The sequence below is a fragment of the Pedobacter nyackensis genome (assembly GCF_032678475.1).
Classification (GTDB): Bacteria; Bacteroidota; Bacteroidia; order Sphingobacteriales; family Sphingobacteriaceae; genus Pedobacter; species Pedobacter nyackensis_A.
Genome location: NZ_JAVTSF010000011.1, coordinates 104434 through 121687 on the forward strand (window position 1 = coordinate 104434; position 17254 = coordinate 121687).

General features: G+C 36.1%; 20 protein-coding genes and 1 pseudogene. 10 read left to right on the forward strand and 11 right to left on the reverse strand.

The window, feature by feature from the left end; all coding sequences use genetic code 11:
- The first annotated feature begins 184 nt into the window (after positions 1-184).
- Positions 185-808 carry a GyrI-like domain-containing protein gene (locus R2Q84_RS24840; RefSeq protein ID WP_316819314.1) on the forward strand — a complete coding sequence of 208 codons (624 nt, stop codon included), beginning with the start codon at positions 185-187 and terminating at the stop codon, positions 806-808.
- Positions 809-827: 19 nt separating this feature from the next.
- On the opposite strand, the gene R2Q84_RS24845 is transcribed toward R2Q84_RS24840, so the two are convergent.
- The 3 genes from R2Q84_RS24845 to R2Q84_RS24855 all read right to left on the reverse strand — a co-directional run bounded on the left by R2Q84_RS24845 (position 828) and on the right by R2Q84_RS24855 (position 3063).
- Complete coding sequence (locus R2Q84_RS24845) at positions 828-1280, reverse strand: VOC family protein (protein ID WP_316819315.1); 453 nt, start codon at positions 1278-1280, stop codon at positions 828-830.
- A 102-nt stretch (positions 1281-1382) separates the two neighbouring features.
- Entirely contained in the window at positions 1383-2447 is a 1065-nt protein-coding gene (locus tag R2Q84_RS24850) for a DUF2652 domain-containing protein (protein ID WP_316819316.1), read from the reverse strand.
- Positions 2448-2487: 40 nt separating this feature from the next.
- A complete protein-coding gene (locus tag R2Q84_RS24855) occupies positions 2488-3063 on the reverse strand; it encodes a dihydrofolate reductase family protein (RefSeq protein WP_316819317.1) in 576 nt (191 codons plus the stop codon).
- A gap of 107 nt (positions 3064-3170) precedes the next feature.
- Between R2Q84_RS24855 and R2Q84_RS24860 the strand changes: the two genes are divergently transcribed.
- Positions 3171-4385 (forward strand): glycoside hydrolase family 88 protein, encoded by a 1215-nt coding sequence (locus tag R2Q84_RS24860; protein WP_316819318.1) that lies wholly within the window; start codon positions 3171-3173, stop codon positions 4383-4385.
- Positions 4386-4507: 122 nt separating this feature from the next.
- Positions 4508-4723, forward strand: coding sequence for a DUF6965 family protein (locus R2Q84_RS24865; RefSeq protein ID WP_316819319.1), 216 nt, complete (start codon positions 4508-4510; stop codon positions 4721-4723).
- Here R2Q84_RS24865 and R2Q84_RS24870 read toward each other — a convergent pair.
- The gene (locus R2Q84_RS24870) at positions 4713-5552 is read right to left on the reverse strand and encodes a DUF6929 family protein (RefSeq protein WP_316819320.1); all 840 of its coding nucleotides are present in this window, start codon (positions 5550-5552) and stop codon (positions 4713-4715) included. The two genes, R2Q84_RS24865 and R2Q84_RS24870, sit on opposite strands and share 11 nt — an antisense overlap.
- A gap of 243 nt (positions 5553-5795) precedes the next feature.
- On the opposite strand from R2Q84_RS24870, the gene R2Q84_RS24875 reads away from it, so the two are divergent.
- A complete protein-coding gene (locus R2Q84_RS24875; RefSeq protein ID WP_316819321.1) occupies positions 5796-6239 on the forward strand; it encodes a DUF6934 family protein in 444 nt (147 codons plus the stop codon).
- A gap of 20 nt (positions 6240-6259) precedes the next feature.
- Positions 6260-6457: a hypothetical protein gene (locus R2Q84_RS24880; protein ID WP_316819322.1), complete on the forward strand. Its 198-nt coding sequence runs from the start codon at positions 6260-6262 to the stop codon at positions 6455-6457.
- An 86-nt stretch (positions 6458-6543) separates the two neighbouring features.
- Here the strand turns inward: R2Q84_RS24880 and R2Q84_RS24885 are convergent, their stop codons facing one another.
- Complete coding sequence (locus R2Q84_RS24885) at positions 6544-6954, reverse strand: hypothetical protein (RefSeq protein WP_316819323.1); 411 nt, start codon at positions 6952-6954, stop codon at positions 6544-6546.
- A 104-nt stretch (positions 6955-7058) separates the two neighbouring features.
- Between R2Q84_RS24885 and R2Q84_RS24890 the strand changes: the two genes are divergently transcribed.
- The gene (locus tag R2Q84_RS24890) at positions 7059-7376 is read left to right on the forward strand and encodes a hypothetical protein (protein WP_316819324.1); all 318 of its coding nucleotides are present in this window, start codon (positions 7059-7061) and stop codon (positions 7374-7376) included.
- Here R2Q84_RS24890 and R2Q84_RS24895 read toward each other — a convergent pair.
- Positions 7373-7579, reverse strand: a complete 207-nt coding sequence (locus tag R2Q84_RS24895) for a PDDEXK nuclease domain-containing protein (protein ID WP_316819325.1) — start codon at positions 7577-7579, stop codon at positions 7373-7375. The genes R2Q84_RS24890 and R2Q84_RS24895 overlap by 4 nt on opposite strands.
- Positions 7580-7597: 18 nt before the next feature.
- A pseudogene (locus tag R2Q84_RS24900) lies at positions 7598-7780 on the reverse strand (DUF1016 N-terminal domain-containing protein); the annotation flags it as partial.
- 77 nt (positions 7781-7857) lie between these two features.
- On the opposite strand from R2Q84_RS24900, the gene R2Q84_RS24905 reads away from it, so the two are divergent.
- Positions 7858-8439 (forward strand): DUF4136 domain-containing protein, encoded by a 582-nt coding sequence (locus tag R2Q84_RS24905; RefSeq protein ID WP_316819326.1) that lies wholly within the window; start codon positions 7858-7860, stop codon positions 8437-8439.
- Between the two features lie 429 nt (positions 8440-8868).
- On the opposite strand, the gene R2Q84_RS24910 is transcribed toward R2Q84_RS24905, so the two are convergent.
- The gene (locus R2Q84_RS24910) at positions 8869-9207 is read right to left on the reverse strand and encodes a DUF1016 N-terminal domain-containing protein (protein ID WP_316819333.1); all 339 of its coding nucleotides are present in this window, start codon (positions 9205-9207) and stop codon (positions 8869-8871) included.
- A 24-nt stretch (positions 9208-9231) separates the two neighbouring features.
- Here R2Q84_RS24910 and R2Q84_RS24915 point away from each other — a divergent pair, with 24 nt between their 5' ends.
- The gene (locus tag R2Q84_RS24915) at positions 9232-9711 is read left to right on the forward strand and encodes an SRPBCC family protein (protein WP_316819327.1); all 480 of its coding nucleotides are present in this window, start codon (positions 9232-9234) and stop codon (positions 9709-9711) included.
- 1092 nt (positions 9712-10803) lie between these two features.
- Here R2Q84_RS24915 and R2Q84_RS24920 read toward each other — a convergent pair.
- From R2Q84_RS24920 to R2Q84_RS24930, 3 genes are all read right to left on the reverse strand, one after another.
- Positions 10804-11598: a phospholipase D family protein gene (locus tag R2Q84_RS24920; RefSeq protein ID WP_316819328.1), complete on the reverse strand. Its 795-nt coding sequence runs from the start codon at positions 11596-11598 to the stop codon at positions 10804-10806.
- 74 nt (positions 11599-11672) lie between these two features.
- Positions 11673-12038: an HIT family protein gene (locus tag R2Q84_RS24925; RefSeq protein WP_316819329.1), complete on the reverse strand. Its 366-nt coding sequence runs from the start codon at positions 12036-12038 to the stop codon at positions 11673-11675.
- Complete coding sequence (locus tag R2Q84_RS24930; protein ID WP_316819330.1) at positions 12038-13069, reverse strand: HNH endonuclease domain-containing protein; 1032 nt, start codon at positions 13067-13069, stop codon at positions 12038-12040. Before R2Q84_RS24930 ends, R2Q84_RS24925 begins: the two co-directional genes overlap by 1 nt.
- A gap of 128 nt (positions 13070-13197) precedes the next feature.
- Between R2Q84_RS24930 and R2Q84_RS24935 the strand changes: the two genes are divergently transcribed.
- Both R2Q84_RS24935 and R2Q84_RS24940 read left to right on the forward strand, forming a co-directional pair.
- Positions 13198-15684, forward strand: a complete 2487-nt coding sequence (locus R2Q84_RS24935; RefSeq protein WP_316819331.1) for an McrB family protein — start codon at positions 13198-13200, stop codon at positions 15682-15684.
- A complete protein-coding gene (locus tag R2Q84_RS24940) occupies positions 15671-16915 on the forward strand; it encodes a 5-methylcytosine restriction system specificity protein McrC (RefSeq protein WP_316819332.1) in 1245 nt (414 codons plus the stop codon). Before R2Q84_RS24935 ends, R2Q84_RS24940 begins: the two co-directional genes overlap by 14 nt.
- Positions 16916-17254: the final 339 nt, after the last annotated feature.

Here is a 17254-nt window from a genome sequence, read left to right on the forward strand (position 1 = left end):
ACATGGTTTCTTCATACAGACCATCGTTGTTATTTTTTATGTGTTTGACATAATACTGTTTGTAGTGCCTCACTATTTGTGGTGCTTTGGTAAGGAATAATAGAATACTGAAAAATCAAGAGATTTTCTGGCTGACATAGGGTTGTCAGTAACAGCCTTTAGTTTAGCTGAAAAATAAACAAAAATGGAAAAATTTGATTTAACGAAACACTATAAAAGCTATTATACGGCCAAGGCGAAACCAGAGATTCTTGATATTGAAGCTACGGGTTATCTTTCCATCTCCGGATCCGGAGATCCCTCGGGGCCACTATACGCAGAACATCTTCAGGCCCTGTATTCCGTAGCTTATGGACTAAAGTTTCAGTACAAGGCAAAAGGTAAGGATTTTACCGTCGCAAAACTGGAGGGGCTATGGGATTTTGATGAAGCAAAATATGGCCTGATTGTTATGGAGGAAGCTCCCTTGAAAATTCCCCGCAGTGAGTGGCACTACAGACTGTTGATCAGGCTTCCAGATTTTGTAACAGCGGAAGCTGTTGAGCAAGCCAAACTAAAGTTGAAATTAAAAAAGAACATTCCCCATTTACAGGATGTTGTAACATTTGACTTACCAGCCAGAAAAGTTGTGCAGATGTTGCATGTAGGTCCCTTTGACAGGGAGCCTGAAACCTTGGCCGTTATGAAAACTTTCATTAATGAACATAAATTTGGCAAGGCTGGTCTGCATCATGAAATTTACCTCAGTGATTATCGTAAAACGGCACCGGAAAAGCTTAAAACTATTTTAAGAGAGCCTGTTCGCTGAAGATACAGCGTTTACAAACTTATTTATTACCGAGTTGTTCTGCCAGACCGATCAGAATTCCTTCTGCTCCACGAATGTAGCACAACCGGTACGAATCCTGGTACTGAACCATTTCACCGACAAGTTGAGCACCATGTTTGCTGAGCCGGGATACCATCTCGTCAATGTCTTCAACAGCGAACATAACGCGTAAGTAACCTAGTGTGTTCACGGGAGCTGTACGGTGATCTGAAACAGTAGCCGGGCTAAGAAATTGCGAAAGCTCCAGGCGGCTGTGACCATCCGGGGTAACCATCATGGCAATTTCTACGCACTGATCGCCCAGGCCGGTAACGCGACCGGCCCATTCTCCTTCAATGGTTGCGCGACCTTCAAGTTTCAGTCCTAACTCCATAAAAAACGGGATGACATTATCGAGCGATTCTACAACGATGCCAACGTTATCCATTCTTATTAGTTTGTTTTCTGCCATAGCTTTTCTGATTAGTCTATTCAAATATACAGCAATGCCGGGTTCATATGGATGTGCAAATATGACAAGTAAAGGGGGGAGATGCGACTTTATTTATGAATGTCATAAAGAAATCTCTTTTAACAATGGAACGATATTCTCCAATGACTTTTGAAGCGTCGATTCCAGTTTTTTTTGAACTGACTGACCTAAAATAAAATCTATAAACCAATTTCTGGTTTTATAAACATCTATTGTAAGTTTTGTTCTATTGTCGGCCACTTTTACCAGTGTGAAGTAAGTCACCTGATCTCCTTTTTCATCCATTTCACTAAATTCAATCTTATCATCAGAATAGGAGTAGCTGCTGGAATAGTAAAGCATTTTTCCGTTATTTAATGTCCACAAACTCTGCATGCCTACCCGTGGTAAAGCGTGGTTAATTTCCTCTACTTTTTCTACGCCTTCCAACCAGAGGTGACGGTACTCAAATGCACCTGCAGCGTGAAACAAGGTAATGATGTCAGTCTCATATATTTTCGAAGCACTGTGTATCTTTCTTTTACTGGCGAGGTTTAACCGGGGTAAAGGCTCATCCTGTATTTCATTTTTTAACTGGCTTAGTTGTGTGTAATGAAAGTATATTTCTCCTGATTCAGTTTGTTTTACACTATCATTCCAGTTCATCCATGTTGTAAAATCAGCCAGGGGATGATCGTGTAAAAGATCTTTAGTAACCAGCCAATATTCATGTTGCGCTATATCATTCTTTAAGAGCTGGTGTGCAACGATAACATCTTTACCGATCAGTTTACTGAAATTCTTCACATGGTACTCCGTAAACTCACCATAATGTGTGATTACTTTTAAGGAAAGACTGGCAGTTGAGGTACATGCCTTGCATTGGCAATATTTCCTTCGGTCGTAAGCCATGATATTTTTGTGGAACAGGCAAAACATCTTCTCTACCTGCTTATACAATTCATTAAGTGCTGGTGGTTCACCAAATTTGTAAAAAAGAATAGCATCGCCTTCTATTTCGGAAACTTCAAGCCCTATTTGATTTGCGTTAATGAGCAATTCAAGTAGTTCCTGTATGATTATCCGGCTGTGATTAATTTCCGATTCTGTTACAAACCGGGTAAAACCACTGATATCAGGGATAAAAAGCAGACCTTTTGTTTCCATTTTATATTAAAGTTACAAACAATAAACCAGCAGCCAAACATCAGGATAGATGATCTGCTACCTTGTTATTTTTTGACGGTTCGTAGTAAAGTATTATCGCACCAGAACTAAAAGTTTTTGTTTTTATGAGTTTAAGATCAGTCCTGTCATTTATGTTTTCAAATAAAGGCAAGCCGTTTCCTGCAATTACGGGGTGAATACAAAGCTGTAACTCATCAACTAAATTAAGTTTCAATAACTGTCTTATTAAACTCCGGCTGCCGACTAAAATATCTTTTCCTGATTGTTGCCTGAGTGCTAAAGCCTCTTCCTCAATTGACCGGTTTGCCAGTTTTGCACTTTCCCATCCTGCATCTTTAAGTGTACGAGAAAACACAATTTTTGAGATACCATCCATTACCAGGGCAAAGTTGTCCATTGATTTTTCGCCTGAAGGATTTTTTACCAGCGCTTGCCAGTACTGCATAAGCTGATAGGTTATCCTGCCATATAGTATAACGTCGCCGTTGCTTAACAGATCCGCGTAATGTTGATGTATTTCTTCATCTGGATCTATTGCTGTATGGTCGCAAAATCCATCAAGTGTCATATTGATACCTGCAATTATTTTTCTCATACTATTTCTTATTAATAGGTGATTACTTGATAACTATTAAATTTACCAATAATATTTTTTACTTTAGGGATGCTTTTAAAGCTTCTAACCAAAAAAAATATATTCCAATGAAACCATCCATAAGCACACCGCTTACAAATAGTATTATTACAGCTTTATTGATTTCTATTTCGACCTTATGCCACGCTCAGAATCTCTGGAATAAATCTGGCGACATGAGGAAGCTGATTGACGATCGGTTTACATTGGCAGTTGACCAGTACAAGTATTTGAGTAAGCAGATCCCTGAAGGCGAAACGCCGCAGAGTTTCGAAAATAATAAATCAGTAAATAGAGACATTCAATGGTGGTGCAGTGGTTTCTACACCGGAAATTTATGGTATATCTATGAAGAAACTAAAGATCAGCAGATTAAAGAAGAGGCAGAAAAAGGCCTTAAGGTGATCATGCCAAATCAGACTTATACTGGTAATCATGATCTGGGTTTTATGATGTATTGCAGTTTCGGTAATGCCTACCGCATAACAGGAAAACCTGAGTACAAATCTATTATTGAAAGATCTGCCGCATCGCTGGCTACTCGCTATCGCCCGGAGATCAAGGCTATTCAATCCTGGAATAAAAGTAAATACTGGCAATGCCCTGTAATCATCGATAATATGATGAACCTGGAAATGCTGAACTGGGTAAGTGATAACGGAGGTGACGCCAGTTATAAGGAAATAGCAATAGCGCATGCCAATACCACATTGAAAAATCATTTCAGACCAGACTTTAGCTCATTCCATGTAATTGATTACGACCTGAAATCTAAAAGTGTATTAAGGAAAGCAACCTGGCAGGGTGCTGCCGACTGCTCATCATGGTCCAGAGGTCAGGGCTGGGCTTTATATGGTTATACCCTCATGTACCGTTCTACCAAAAACAAAGCATATCTAAAGCAGGCAAAAGGAATTGCCAATTTTATTTTAAACCATCCAAATTTACCGGCTGACAAGGTGCCATTCTGGGATTTTGATGCGCAGGGTATACCTTTTGCCAAAAGAGATGCTTCAGCAGCGGCAATCATTTCGTCGGCCCTGTTAGAACTCGGACAATATAGCAGTATACAGGATAAAAATAGATTTGTATCAGCCGCCGAGGCTATGATCCGTTCACTTTCAAGCGATGCTTATCTGGCAAAAAAGGGTGAAAACGGGGGCTTTTTGTTGAAACATAGTACTGGTGCTTATCCATTAAACACAGAGATTGATGTGCCTTTGATCTATGCCGATTACTACTTCCTGGAAGCCATGTCGAGATATAAAAAATGGTATTTATAGGGAGCGCAAAACATAGGGCATGGCCATTAAAAAAGACATATCACGGTTAAAACAGGTACTATTGCTACTTAAAGTTTGATGTCTGTTAATTTGTATTACAAAGTTTCCATATCTTCGCGCTCATGACAGCAGAAGATTGGGAAGCGGCATTTCATGGTATCGAATTACCAGAAACAGCACAACTTGATAGTGGAGTAATCATTTCGAATGTAGCGGGTTTTCTTGAGAAATCTTTAGCCATTCTTAGGGGAGGTAATCAGCGTGTAACAGAGCCTGTGGAGTGGAGACTGCAAAAGCTGTTGGATATTGTTAACAATACCAATGGTGTTAAGGAATAAGATTGAGTTTCAACTGGTAAATATCTGCCTGTAACTTATCGCTGTCGTTATCTTCACATAACAAGAAGGACAATTCATTTTCGCGGTTGTATTGTAAGGTCAGGCCCTCAAATTTATGCCGGTTAGAGATTTCTTGTGTGAAGATCAATTTCATCGTTTTTATATCGATGCAACCTATTATACTGCCTAAAACCTCACCATCATTGTAGGTAGAATTTGTGTTTTCAGCTGCCGCCAGGAAATAGAATTTATCTCCGACTTTAATAGCATCAGTAAAGCTGGTGCAGACACCTTTAATTTCAGGAAGTTTTAGTTCAGTAAAAGTAATTTTGGAATTACTGGTTAAGTGCTTTCCATGAAAGGTAATGACAATGTTTTTTCCGGAGTTTCCATTTCCGCGGTTAAAGAAATACCAGGTATCTCCAGTATAAACAACCCCTTCAATATTAAAGCTTTCAGGATTTAAGCCAGTTAAATCCTGCATCCTTTTGTATAATGCCGATAAATCAGAAATGGAAAGTCTTTCTTTGGTTTCTGCATTTACCCGAACCATTTTAGTACGATTTGCCGTCGAACCAGATCCAAAAAGATAAAATGAGTTCCCATAAAAGGCAAGGGCTTCAAAGTCAGGTTTGAGCTTTTTATCGATGTTCTCAGCTGGGTTTTCACTTAAGGGATAACGTTTCAAATCCGAGGATTTGAGTTCATATTCATACAGATAAGAACTGTTGTCTCCGGTTACATACAGTACATTATCTTTTAAGAATAGACCAGAGGCAGAACCTATTCCTATAATATGGAGTAACAATTCCAGTGTAAAATTATTCATTTGTCGGCCGATTTAGATAGTCAGGATTTATATCGGAAAGATAGCTATAGTTCTTCAATTGTTTGAAATAGAAACCTGATCGTTGAAGAAGTTATAACTATGATCTTTTCCAAGGAAGAAAATAATAGAGTACATGTTTATATTATTTTTTGCATTTTTTTGGAAAACAACACAGTATTTTGTTTTAATTAGTTAATTTCATTAATTTTTGGTTCATTTAAAACATCTTGAGTAAATTTACTAATGAATAATGAGCAATATCCGTATTTGACAAATGCAAATAAAGTTAGCTTTGAGTTTGTTAGCCAAGGTCCCAATGGAAAAATCAAAAAGGAAGTTCGCTACATAGCTGAAAATGAAGAGAGTTTCATTTTTAACCTCGCGTTTGGTGATTTGAATGATGAGACTAATGAATTAGATGATTTTACAGTGTCAAACAATGGTGATAGAGATAAAATATTAGCTACGGTAGCAGCTACTGTGTTAGAATTTACACAGTATTTTCCTCAGGCTTTTATTTATGCAAAGGGGAGTACAGTTGCAAGAACTCGACTTTACCAAATGGCAATTACGCAAAATTTGAAGCAGATACTCGATGTCCTATATGTATATGGATTAAGAAAAAACACCTGGAGCAAATTTGAAATAGAAGTAACTTATGAGGCCTTTATGGTTCTGAGAAAATAATCAATTATAAGTATATTTGTATGAATAGTATAACAATGAAAAATAAAACCGATAAAATTTACCTCGGGAGTTATGAAGGCAAAGTTAGTTTGAAGATCAAAGAGCGAACTGATGATCCTTACCTCAATAAAAAAACTGAAGAGGCTTGGGAAACGCTTAGAAGGGTAGGCCTTCCGCATGAATTAGTGAAAATTCGTGAAGAGCGTATGAAAATATAAAAGCTGTGGTAACTATCACAGCATGTTCGACATCTACAGTGTTTAGGTGCTGTTAGTGTGTTATCTATGAGTCCAGCTTCCATCTTTTACAATATATTTGGCGTCTTTATTTTATTCATTACGCTACCAGTCAACTTTATAAGTCTCGCGGTTGGATATACTGGTGGTGATGTAAGTACAATTTTAATTATCCAAACCATCGTATTTTTGATATTCTGGTTTGTTCTGTTTAACGTATTAAAGACAAATGCTTTAAAGAAATTGAAGAGGCACAGTAAAAGCCTCAATTGTGTCCATGTCAATTGCGAATGCAGTGCGTTGGCAGTTGGAAACACCCGATAGAATTGCCTGAATAGCTCAACTTGTCTTTTTGAATAGCCCGTTCCAAACTCGGGTTCAAGTGAATCACGTTCGGTATCTACTGCGCGTATGGCTTTGTCGCGGGCGGTATGGATAATTGTTTTAATGTCCGATAGGACGTTAGGATTTAGCATCATAAATTGATCCGTTTTTTAGGAATTAAAAAATAATGCCAATCAATAGAGAAAATGATATTCGTTGGTAATAAATCCGGATATTTATTTTTTTAATAGTATTGAATATGACACCAAGTTTTGACCTAGCGAATAAAGTAATTTTAGATATTAAGAATGGTAGTTTTAATGGGGAGATGCTGCCTTTTCTTCGTTATGAAAGAGAACTTTTAGATGAAGCCAGCAAAATTGCACGCGAAAACCCTAATGATGCCATCGATTACCTTGCTGACGGAATAACTGCTTTAAACAGTATGATTTTTAGTATAAGGGAAGATAGGTACGGAGTTGAAAAAAATATGAGCTTCCAGTTGGAACTTATTGAAGCGGCACTGCTCAAGATCTACGAACATTTTTTGAATCTATTAAAGGAAATTGAAAGTTAGTAAGAGAACCCATTACCAAGCTCTAGAAGAAACTCCTGCAGGTGTGTAATGATAGCGGCTTCGAGATCTTTTTCATAGTAGGATGATTCTCTTTTAAGCCCAAGAAATTCCAGGTACATAGGATCTTTGATAATTTGTTTGGCATTGATGGGTTGTTGTTCCTGATTAGCAACAGCTAATACAGAACCCTGATCATTACTCATCAATAGTCGTTCAAATAGATTGCTATTGATTTGTCTTTCGAGTTGGCGAGACGACCAATTATTTTTGACTGTTTCTACAATATAGAACTCAATTTTGCTCCGAGTGTCAAGCCGAATAAGAAACCTATAATGTGTCCAGCTTAATTGTGAACGCAGTGCGTTCACAATTGGAAATGTACGATAAAATATTAATCCTTTTATGCCATTTTTAGTCTAACAAATAAATGACTGCTGGTTTTATGGAGAATTTTTCTACTTCACACAAATAGAGAAAGACGATGAAAAAGCAAATTTTAATCCTATTGGGACTGGTGGCTGTTCTGTCATCCTGTTCCAGTTATAATTATTACGCGGTTAGTAATAAAAAGCTGACTGAATACCGTAGCTACGCCTGGTTGCCTGAAAGTAAATCTAAAGCTTCGAATATTTATGATAATGATGTAGCAGCGGATAAAATCGTGGGGGCGGCAAGTGCAGAGTTAGAAAAAAGAGGCTTTAAACTGAACAATAGGCGGCCAGATCTACTGGTAAGGTATACGGCTGTAGTAAATAAGGAAACCAAGGTCTATAATGAACCAGTATATTATGATGCGCCCGGAAGATATTTGCCACATGTAGGTGTACATCGTGGTCGTGCGTTTTATTATTATGCGTATCGTGATCCTTTTCCCGTGTATGTGGGTAGTGAGCAGCGCATGGTGAACGTAAAACAAGGTAGCATCATGATTGACTTGATTGACCGCAAAACTAAGAAAGTGATCTGGAGAGGGTGGGCCGAAGGTGAACTGAACAATCCTGAAAAGGCGATTGCTCAATTGCCGAAAGTGATTGAAAATATCTTTAAGAAACTTCCTGTATAAGGAAGGTTATGTTTGTTTGAATCTTTACTGAAGCCCGGTGTTTTTTTCCCGGGCTTTGGTGTATTGTCTGTTTTTCTTCTTCTATAAGTATTTTTAATTGTTTATGTTATATTAGTTTTCTAAAACTATGTTTAAACGCTTCAATATCTATCTGTATTTGCTGACTGTAATAAGTCTTGTGATTCTAACAACTGTATCATTGATAGCCACCGCTGGACTTGAAGAAGGAACTGCACGTGGTAAACTTATCGAATTCTTTGCTTCGGTTTTTCCCTTTTTTAGATTTCCAACTCATACTTTGTTCAATAATATACTTTCAGGTTTTCCCTCATTTATGGGTGGGTTGATTGTTAACTGTTTATTGTATGCTCTTGTTATTGAACGTCTAATTTTCTTCTTTAAATCTCTAAGATGATAACGATGTTCTTTTTATAACTGTTGAAGTAACTTTAGAAAATCCTTTGAATTTAAACTACTTTTTTGATTTTCAATACTTAAAAGATGCATGTAATGACTCCAACTCAATTGCGCACACAGTGTGTACGCAATTGAAAACGATCGATAAAATTGGCGACATGTCTCAAGATGTCTTCTCGAAAATCCACTCCCAAACTCTGGTTGTAACTTCTCCGAAAGCGTTTTAATCAGGAATTCCCCATAGTCAGCTCTGTCTTTTCCTTCCTGTTCTTCCAGGAAAATTCGCTGACCTATGATATTCGTTGGTAATGAATCTGAATATTTATTTTTAATTACATTGCGGATGAATATGCAACGACATGACTAAGTTTTAAAATGCCCGTTATCCACTTAGAGACTTTTATAAAGGCAGATCAGAAAATCGTCTTTGATCTTGCCAGAAGCATAGACCTTCATCAGGTCTCTACAGCTCATACCAATGAGCGGGCAATTGCAGGCAAGACTTCAGGCCTCATCGAATTAAATGAATCGGTAACATGGGAAGCAAAACATTTTGGGATTGTACAAAGGCTCAGCTCTAAGATCATCGCAATGAAATGTCCTGATTATTTTGTTGATGAAATGGTTTTCGGTGCCTTTAAATCATTTAAGCACCAGCATATTTTTGAATCAAAAGGAGGGGAGACAATAATGACTGATATTTTTGACTATGTCTCGCCCTATGGAATTCTGGGCAAACTAGCCGATTGGCTTTTTCTAAAACGATATATGACAGATTTACTTGTTCAGAGAAATAATGTAATTAAAGAATACGCGGAGAATCATCCAGATGGTTCGAGAGGTAGCGATGCATAGTTCTAGAGTTAATCCTGGATTTTAATTGATGGTCAACATGAAGAATGTCGTTTTTTTTCTAGCTTTCCTGTTGTTGATTTCTCTATTTGGTTGTAATAGATCAAAAAGGTCACATAATTTTACTTTTAAAATTAAGAAAGGTCTATATGTCGAAGTTTATAATGTTGGTCTATTGGGGGACTTAAAGTCAAAATATTTAACTGATTCTACAACCTTCAGAAAATATATTGGGACATTTGATGATCAGAGAATTGGCTATAGTTTTGACTTTACGGGTGACTCCATCTATGTGAGAAAACTTAATACTGAATTTGGGAATGAGAAGAAGGTTGTTGAAGTTCGTGTTTTTAATATAAACGAGCTTCGTAAAAAAAGACATTTTGAATAGATAATTTATTTACGTGTTGTTTTTAGTTTTATATTAAAGATAGCTTGTGCAAATAAGCTAATAGGCAGTAATGGTACGATGATAACTATAATTGGTGGTATACATTTGTAATCCTTTTCATCTCCAAACCAAAAAAAAGTCGGCAACAGTTGGAGAAATATAGTGTAAGCGATAATAAGAATTGTGGTAAATACATAGGTGAGGAAAGCCGGTTGAATTTTCCTTTTTTTGAAGAGGAAGGATATGATCCAGGGGATGATGATATATGGACTCAGAAAAAGTATTATTGAAATTCCTGTCATATACCTTAATACCAGTTTCTGGAAAAAGTAACCATCCCTAAAAAATGGAGTGGGAAACGAGCAATTTATGGCTTACATCTGCTACAAGCAGTATAACCATTACTCACCGCTTCCTTTTTTGTAGTTTTTATCTTGCTTTGTCTGAGGTAGCTGCAGCTTTCAATATGATATTTTTCGCCTGTCTTAGTAATGTATACAATTGTTTCAACCGTTTCAGTGAAGCTAGCTTTTTGTTGAGTAGGTACCGAGTAGGATGGACTAAGTAAAAGACATAGAGATGTCAGTAGGAGCAGCATTAATTTTTTCATTATCGAATTTGGATGGTTAAAATAGTAAATATATGTAATTCAGAACAATATATTGGAATTGTTTGAGATATATTTGTGTCTCCGACAAGATTACTTACCTCAAATTCTTCTTTAATACCGGCTTAGCAAAAGAAGTATCCCCATTAGATGCTTCACCAGTACAATGACAATACTTTTCTTTATAATCTGGATTACCATACTTAGCCCAACTTTTATACGCTTCTACACAATAAGGCTTTTTTATATCAAAAGGAATCTTACTACCTGTTCTTATACAGTATCCAGATTTTATAGCTTCAATAATTTCATAGTTATTATTGCAGTCAATTGTAATGTCAGATCTTAGAAACCTTTTATTAAAGAAGTTACCCTCGTAAATAGGCTTTCTTTCAAAAATGGTTTTGCTATATTTATCAATAATATCATAGCTGAATGCGCAGATTTGCTGGTCTAGAGTGTCGGTTGATAAGCCAGTTAAAACACCTCCAAGACCTGCTATATCTTTTAAAAAACTGAATTTACAAAGTATACCTGACTCAATATTATTCTCTGCAGAAAATGAGTGTAGATTCATTGAAGTCATTAAAGAATAGGAATCATTTGCATATATTTTTGCATGTAACCATTCGCAATACTTTATCGTTATGTTTTTAAATTGTTTAAAAAACATAAAGTCCTCGTTGGATAAGCTCTTTAACTTGTTCTCTTTATTTTTACCAAATACAATGATAACTTCTAACTCATCATCATTTGCTCTCTTTTGTAATGCCTTTATATAAGAATCATGTAACTTAATATAGGGTGATATAAGTATCAATTGAGATTTAGCTTCATTTATCATAGAAATGAGCTTGTCGTGTATTTTGAATCTGTTTATGAGTTCTGCCATTGAGAGTTATAGATTGTCTAGCGAATTTTATGTTTTTAATAGGCTATTTATTAAGCTGTTATATTATTTTTTTTTCAATAACTCCCTTTCTCCGGAATGCAATGCCGAACTCCGCCACGCGGATTCTCCATATCGCCTTTATATCTTGGTATTAAATGACAGTGGAAATGAAATACTGTTTGTCCAGCGGCTTCGCCACAATTCATACCGATATTAAAGCCATCTGGTGCATACTTTTTCAATACCAAAGATTTGGCAACTTCAATAGTATCCACAAGATTATGTTTCTCCTCATCGGTCAAACTGAAATAGTCTGCCCTTACAATATTTGAAATAATCAACAGATGACCGGGTGAAACTGGAAATGCATCCTCAATAATAAAGAAGTTATCATTACTGTAGATAATTTGATATTTTGGAATATTTAAGAAATCTGTCATTAAAAACTGCCGATTAGTTCAACTTTAGGTTGCCATTTATGGACGCCTAATTCCAACGCTAAGTTATATTGTTTTTCCAAAAAATGTATTCGTTGGTTTCGGGTGGTGCCGGTTTGGTTAATAATCGTTTCAGCTAAAGGATGTTTACTCTCAATATAGAATTCGTTCCTGTTGTCAAGCCTCTTTAGAAATCTTCTTTCTGGTATTCTTGCATTTTTATCATTGTTAACCCTGGAATCTGCTAATACCAAATTCCAAACACCATTTACATTTGCACCTTCGTTATCATGATAGCGCTTGTGCAGGTGTGGTAAAAAATGGTCGACGGCACAAACGCCAAACGAATTATTTTTACTGATAGAAATATCCTGAAAAGAGTAGAAGCATTTACCTTTTTGATAGCCATTTAGTGCATCGCGAACCGAAGTAATGTTTACTCTTTTCATAAAATTATCCTGTACAAACAGTAAAGAATCAAGGTTATCATATTTTACTTCAAGTAGATTCTGACTTACGTTTAAACTCCAAGCCGTTTCTACCAATTTCCATCTGGCATCAACTTCCTGATACAGGTTCCTATATTGAAAAGTGTCCCGTAGCTTAAGTAGGTTATCAGTAATAACGATTTCCTTCTTACCAAATACAAAATTCTTTTCATAAAATGGATTAGGAATTATACCACCATTTACATTTTGGAAGGCATCAATTACGTTTACAAACCCTAATTTTTCAGTGTCTCGGTATAACTGATCTTTTTCTAGCTCGTTGTTAATGTAAGCGCGACAACTATTCAAGTATTTACTGCTTTGTGAGCTGCCTTGTTTATCATTGGCTTTTAGATGCTCCACAATATAGCCTGCAAAAGGAACAGCTAGATCACTTAAATTAATAGAGGTAGTCTGTGCATCAATTAGATCTATTAAGGCTTTTGCAAATGCAAATTTATAAGTCGCGGAATTCTTTCCAAAGAGGATTAATGATCTCCATTGAGATTCTAGTGAAGGATCGTTAATTTGGAATCTCGTACTCATGATGAATCAAGGTACAAAAATTTGAACTTAGTTGCGGAATTATGATTAAAACGACAGTATTTTTACCCTTAATAACAGTAATTTAATCAATATTTACGATATTAGAGCCAATTTATTAGACGCTTTCTATGAAACTGGAACAAATATTAGCTGAATTTAAAGGCATAACTTATGACGAGTTAAAAGAAAGATATCCGGTTAGTTTTCAGATTGTATTTGACCAACAGAAAGACTGGCTCTGCAATTTCGAAGACAGGGTATCATCAATAGATGATAAAGATTTTGCTGATGTCCTAACGAAAACAATCAGGAAAATAAAAGATGCTTCCTATAATTTTGAAGAAAATGATGTCGTGTTACTGGGAAATTTCACTAAGAAAATTGATAATGTCACTAGCATTGGAAATTTTTTGAATAATTTCAAGCAAGATGCAAAAATGAATGATGGATCGTTGTTGGATTTAGTTAAACTATTTAACGAAATTAAAACCTGCAAAACCGTTAGTGAGTTGGAGGAGTCAACAGGAGGGAAGATACATGCTCATATTCATAATCTATATTCTGTGGTGAAGCATTGCCAAGATCCGTTAGCATACCCATTCAACTACAAATTTTGGAAAAATATAAGTAATGCTATATTTGGCATAACTAAAAATTACGATCTACTATGTGAATTTTATAAAACCTTTCCCAAAGAACAGCGGCACTTGAGTTTCGGTGTATGTATGGGGACTATAGCAACAGAAATTGCAAAGCGCGTAAATGATAGTAAAGTCATTAAAAGTTCTGAGGATAGATTGTATAAGGATGTTACCAAACTCTTCCATATTAAAGAATATAAAAAATTAATAGTCGTATCATTCAGTTACAAGGAAAAGGTACTGCTGAACTTTGAAGATTGGTTCAAAGAACAATATGCAACGACACAGGGCGAACGACTCTCCCAAAAATCGATAAAAAACTATTTGGATGGCATAAAAGCAATTGATCGCGATGTAGAAGATCTAGGAATAGCTGTTGGAGGCCTGATCTCTGAGGAAAATCTAGCTCATGCTGCGAAAATTACTGATGAATATAAACACACAGAAAAATTTGTAGAGAGAGATCGCCAGGGCAAAAATATGTACGGCAGGGCACTAATATTATTCCTTGATTTTTTAGCAGCCGAGCCCTCATTCGATAAAATATTAGAAACTATGAACAATAGTCCACTGAATCTTATTCTATATGGGCCTCCAGGTACCGGAAAAACTTACAACACTATTAATAAAGCTTTAGCTGCTTTGGGAGTGAATACAGATGATCTTAGCCGAGCTCAAATAAAGGAGAAGTATGATGCATATGTAAACGATCGACGGATTGTATTTACTACCTTTCATCAAAGCTTAAGTTATGAAGATTTTATTGAGGGAATTAAGCCTATTGTCCCTGCATCAGAGACATCTCCCATACAGTATAAAATAAAAGACGGTATTTTTAAGGAAATTGCTTTAAGGGCAAAACAAACAGAAAATAAAAGTATCCAGATTGATGGGCAGAAGAGTGAGTTAACGAAAGAAATTTTTAGAGAGCTTTACAAAAGTTTTGCTGATTCCTTATCTGACATCACAGAACAAGAAAGTACTGTAGTCTTAAACACAAAAGAAAATAGCAAATTTGCTCTATTTAGAAATAGCGCTGGTTCTATTAGCATAAGACCACTCTCTGGTAAGACATATATGAGCGCTGCTCCAAATGAATTGGAAGCAGTGTTGTTTGACAATAAAGAGCCAACCTTCAAATCTTATGAACAGCCTATCATTGATAGAATACTGGATGGACAAGGAATTACATCTGAACAAATTGATACATCCCATAATAATTACGTTATTATCATTGATGAAATCAATAGGGGTAATGTTTCTCAAATCTTCGGTGAGCTGATTACGCTAATCGAAAAAGACAAACGAGAGAAAACAATAAAAAGTGTAGTGGGAGAAAATGAAACCTTAAAAGTCACGCTTCCTTACAGCCAAACGGAATTTTCTGTTCCTGACAACTTATATATTATCGGCACTATGAACACTGCCGACCGAAGTGTAGAAGCCTTGGATTCTGCGTTAAGACGACGTTTTGTATTTGAAGAAATGGTTCCAAAACCAGAGCTGATTACCGAAATTAGACAGAAAAAAAAGTTGTCAGAAAAAATAAATGCAGTTGATTTATCTCGTTTACTCAGTACGCTGAACATCCGAATAGAGAAGCTCTTAGATAGAGATCATGCCATTGGGCATAGCTATTTCTTGGATTGTAAGGATATTGAAGACCTTAGGTTAACATTTTACAAAAATATCATTCCATTATTGCAGGAATACTTCTTTGGTGACTACGCAAAACTAGGACTGATATTAGGAGCTGGTTTTGTACAATTAAAAGAGGAAGAAGTTGTATTTGCAAATCAATTTGATCATGATGGTTTAGATGTTTTTAATGAACGTAAAGTATACGAAATAGTGGCTTATGCAAATCAAAGTGAAACTAAAGCGATTAAGTATAGTAAGAGAGTGATTAATGTGAATTTTGAAATGGCCATTAAGTTATTGTTGAATGAAAAGCTAGAAGATGTTGGTGAATAGTGATAATAACAGGTTCACTGTCTTTGAGCACGAGTCGCTTTATCTCCATAAAGGGGATCGAAAATTGACAATTGAACATTTAAAAGCACTTCAATTGTTCTATAAGGAGAAGGACTTTCCCTACTACTCGTTGGTGCATAATGGGGTTCGTTTTTGCGAATATGTAGGAGTGATCTGCGTGGGTAAACTCACGATAGAAGTATTACCTAAGGCAGATAAAAGCAATAATCAAGTACGTTGGAAGAGGATATTAATCGATATGATGCGTTCCATTGGTCTATTTAGTCCAGAAGCCCCATCTTATTCAGACCTGAGACTTAAAAATTCCAGTATATTGGAGTTGTATCTGGAATTGTTTATCGTAGAAATGGAGCTGCTTATCCACAAGGGGCTGATTAAGAAATATCGATCGAAGGAAGTAAACAGATATGCTTTAAGGGGAAAGTTATTAGTGGGGAAGCAAATTATACTCAACCATGTGCATCAAGAACGTTTTTATATAAAACAAGCTGTTTACGATAAGGAGCACTTACTACACCAATTATTATATAAGGCGCTGATAACCGTTATGAAGATTGGGCTGGATAACTCTCTGTCTTCAAGATATAGCAAGGTCACTCTTGACTTTCCTGAACAATGTGATGTGAAAATAACAGAATCTTTATTTGAAATGCTCATTTACGATCGTAAGTCACATCGTTATCAGAAAGCAATCGATCTTGCCAAGATCATTCTATTAAACTTTCATCCTGACTTGAGTAAAGGCAAATCGCATGTACTTGCCCTGATGTTTGATATGAACGATTTGTGGGAAAAGTTCGTTTTGAAAAGTTTGCAAGCTTTTGGAAAAGAATACCTAGTAACTGGACAAGATTCAAGTGATTTTTGGAGCTGGGGTAACCGGAGTGCGAGAACCATACGACCTGATATTGTCATCAAGAAAGATGATAAAATTCTAGCCGTTCTTGATACTAAATGGAAAAACATAAAGAACTTTCAGCCTACTGATGACGATTTAAGGCAACTGTATACATATAGTCGTTATAATGATAATGCTGCTTCTTTTTTAGTTTATCCAGGTGAAAGTACAGACGGTATCCATGGGAGATATCACAAAACAGAGCATGAAATCTTTGAGACAACTGGCGGTGTAATTGTCTTAAAGGTTGATAACGGCAAACGTGCTGGACAAAGTAAATTGTGTAATGAAGTCTTCAAAATTTTGACATAATTTTTAAATATACATGTCTATAGCCAAAGCATCTCCATAAACCGAGAGCGCATAAATACAGTCCTGAACCTCATCCAGTAACTACCGTCAAAAAGCAAAATAATGGCTTCAGAACTCAATATTTTTGCGTAAACGCTGCAAATAGAAATCTTCACAAATAAAAATATGCTCAACGTCTCTATAAAGGCGAATAAAAAACCACATAAGAAGAGAGAAATTCTTGTAAATTTCAAGAATAACAAACTAAAGATAAAAAAATTATAGAGTTGTGTGGTGTACTTTATATCGGAATGTCAGCCCTTAACAAACTTTAATCCCCTAGCAATTGGTGTACTATAT

Excerpts from the sequence above, each read along its gene's own strand:
- R2Q84_RS24865 (WP_316819319.1), top strand. The coding sequence starts at position 4,508 with ATGACAGCAGAAGATTGGGAAGCGGCATTTCATGGTATCGAATTACCA.
- R2Q84_RS24905 (WP_316819326.1), top strand. The coding sequence starts at position 7,858 with ATGAAAAAGCAAATTTTAATCCTATTGGGACTGGTGGCTGTTCTGTCA.
- R2Q84_RS24885 (WP_316819323.1), bottom strand. The coding sequence starts at position 6,954 with ATGATGCTAAATCCTAACGTCCTATCGGACATTAAAACAATTATCCAT.
- R2Q84_RS24870 (WP_316819320.1), bottom strand. The coding sequence starts at position 5,552 with ATGAATAATTTTACACTGGAATTGTTACTCCATATTATAGGAATAGGT.
- R2Q84_RS24875 (WP_316819321.1), top strand. The coding sequence starts at position 5,796 with ATGAATAATGAGCAATATCCGTATTTGACAAATGCAAATAAAGTTAGC.
- R2Q84_RS24930 (WP_316819330.1), bottom strand. The coding sequence starts at position 13,069 with ATGAGTACGAGATTCCAAATTAACGATCCTTCACTAGAATCTCAATGG.
- R2Q84_RS24890 (WP_316819324.1), top strand. The coding sequence starts at position 7,059 with ATGACACCAAGTTTTGACCTAGCGAATAAAGTAATTTTAGATATTAAG.
- R2Q84_RS24895 (WP_316819325.1), bottom strand. The coding sequence starts at position 7,579 with ATGAGTAATGATCAGGGTTCTGTATTAGCTGTTGCTAATCAGGAACAA.
- R2Q84_RS24940 (WP_316819332.1), top strand. The coding sequence starts at position 15,671 with ATGTTGGTGAATAGTGATAATAACAGGTTCACTGTCTTTGAGCACGAG.
- R2Q84_RS24920 (WP_316819328.1), bottom strand. The coding sequence starts at position 11,598 with ATGGCAGAACTCATAAACAGATTCAAAATACACGACAAGCTCATTTCT.
- R2Q84_RS24850 (WP_316819316.1), bottom strand. The coding sequence starts at position 2,447 with ATGGAAACAAAAGGTCTGCTTTTTATCCCTGATATCAGTGGTTTTACC.
- R2Q84_RS24840 (WP_316819314.1), top strand. The coding sequence starts at position 185 with ATGGAAAAATTTGATTTAACGAAACACTATAAAAGCTATTATACGGCC.
- R2Q84_RS24935 (WP_316819331.1), top strand. The coding sequence starts at position 13,198 with ATGAAACTGGAACAAATATTAGCTGAATTTAAAGGCATAACTTATGAC.
- R2Q84_RS24880 (WP_316819322.1), top strand. The coding sequence starts at position 6,260 with ATGAATAGTATAACAATGAAAAATAAAACCGATAAAATTTACCTCGGG.
- R2Q84_RS24845 (WP_316819315.1), bottom strand. The coding sequence starts at position 1,280 with ATGGCAGAAAACAAACTAATAAGAATGGATAACGTTGGCATCGTTGTA.
- R2Q84_RS24855 (WP_316819317.1), bottom strand. The coding sequence starts at position 3,063 with ATGAGAAAAATAATTGCAGGTATCAATATGACACTTGATGGATTTTGC.
- R2Q84_RS24860 (WP_316819318.1), top strand. The coding sequence starts at position 3,171 with ATGAAACCATCCATAAGCACACCGCTTACAAATAGTATTATTACAGCT.
- R2Q84_RS24925 (WP_316819329.1), bottom strand. The coding sequence starts at position 12,038 with ATGACAGATTTCTTAAATATTCCAAAATATCAAATTATCTACAGTAAT.
- R2Q84_RS24915 (WP_316819327.1), top strand. The coding sequence starts at position 9,232 with ATGCCCGTTATCCACTTAGAGACTTTTATAAAGGCAGATCAGAAAATC.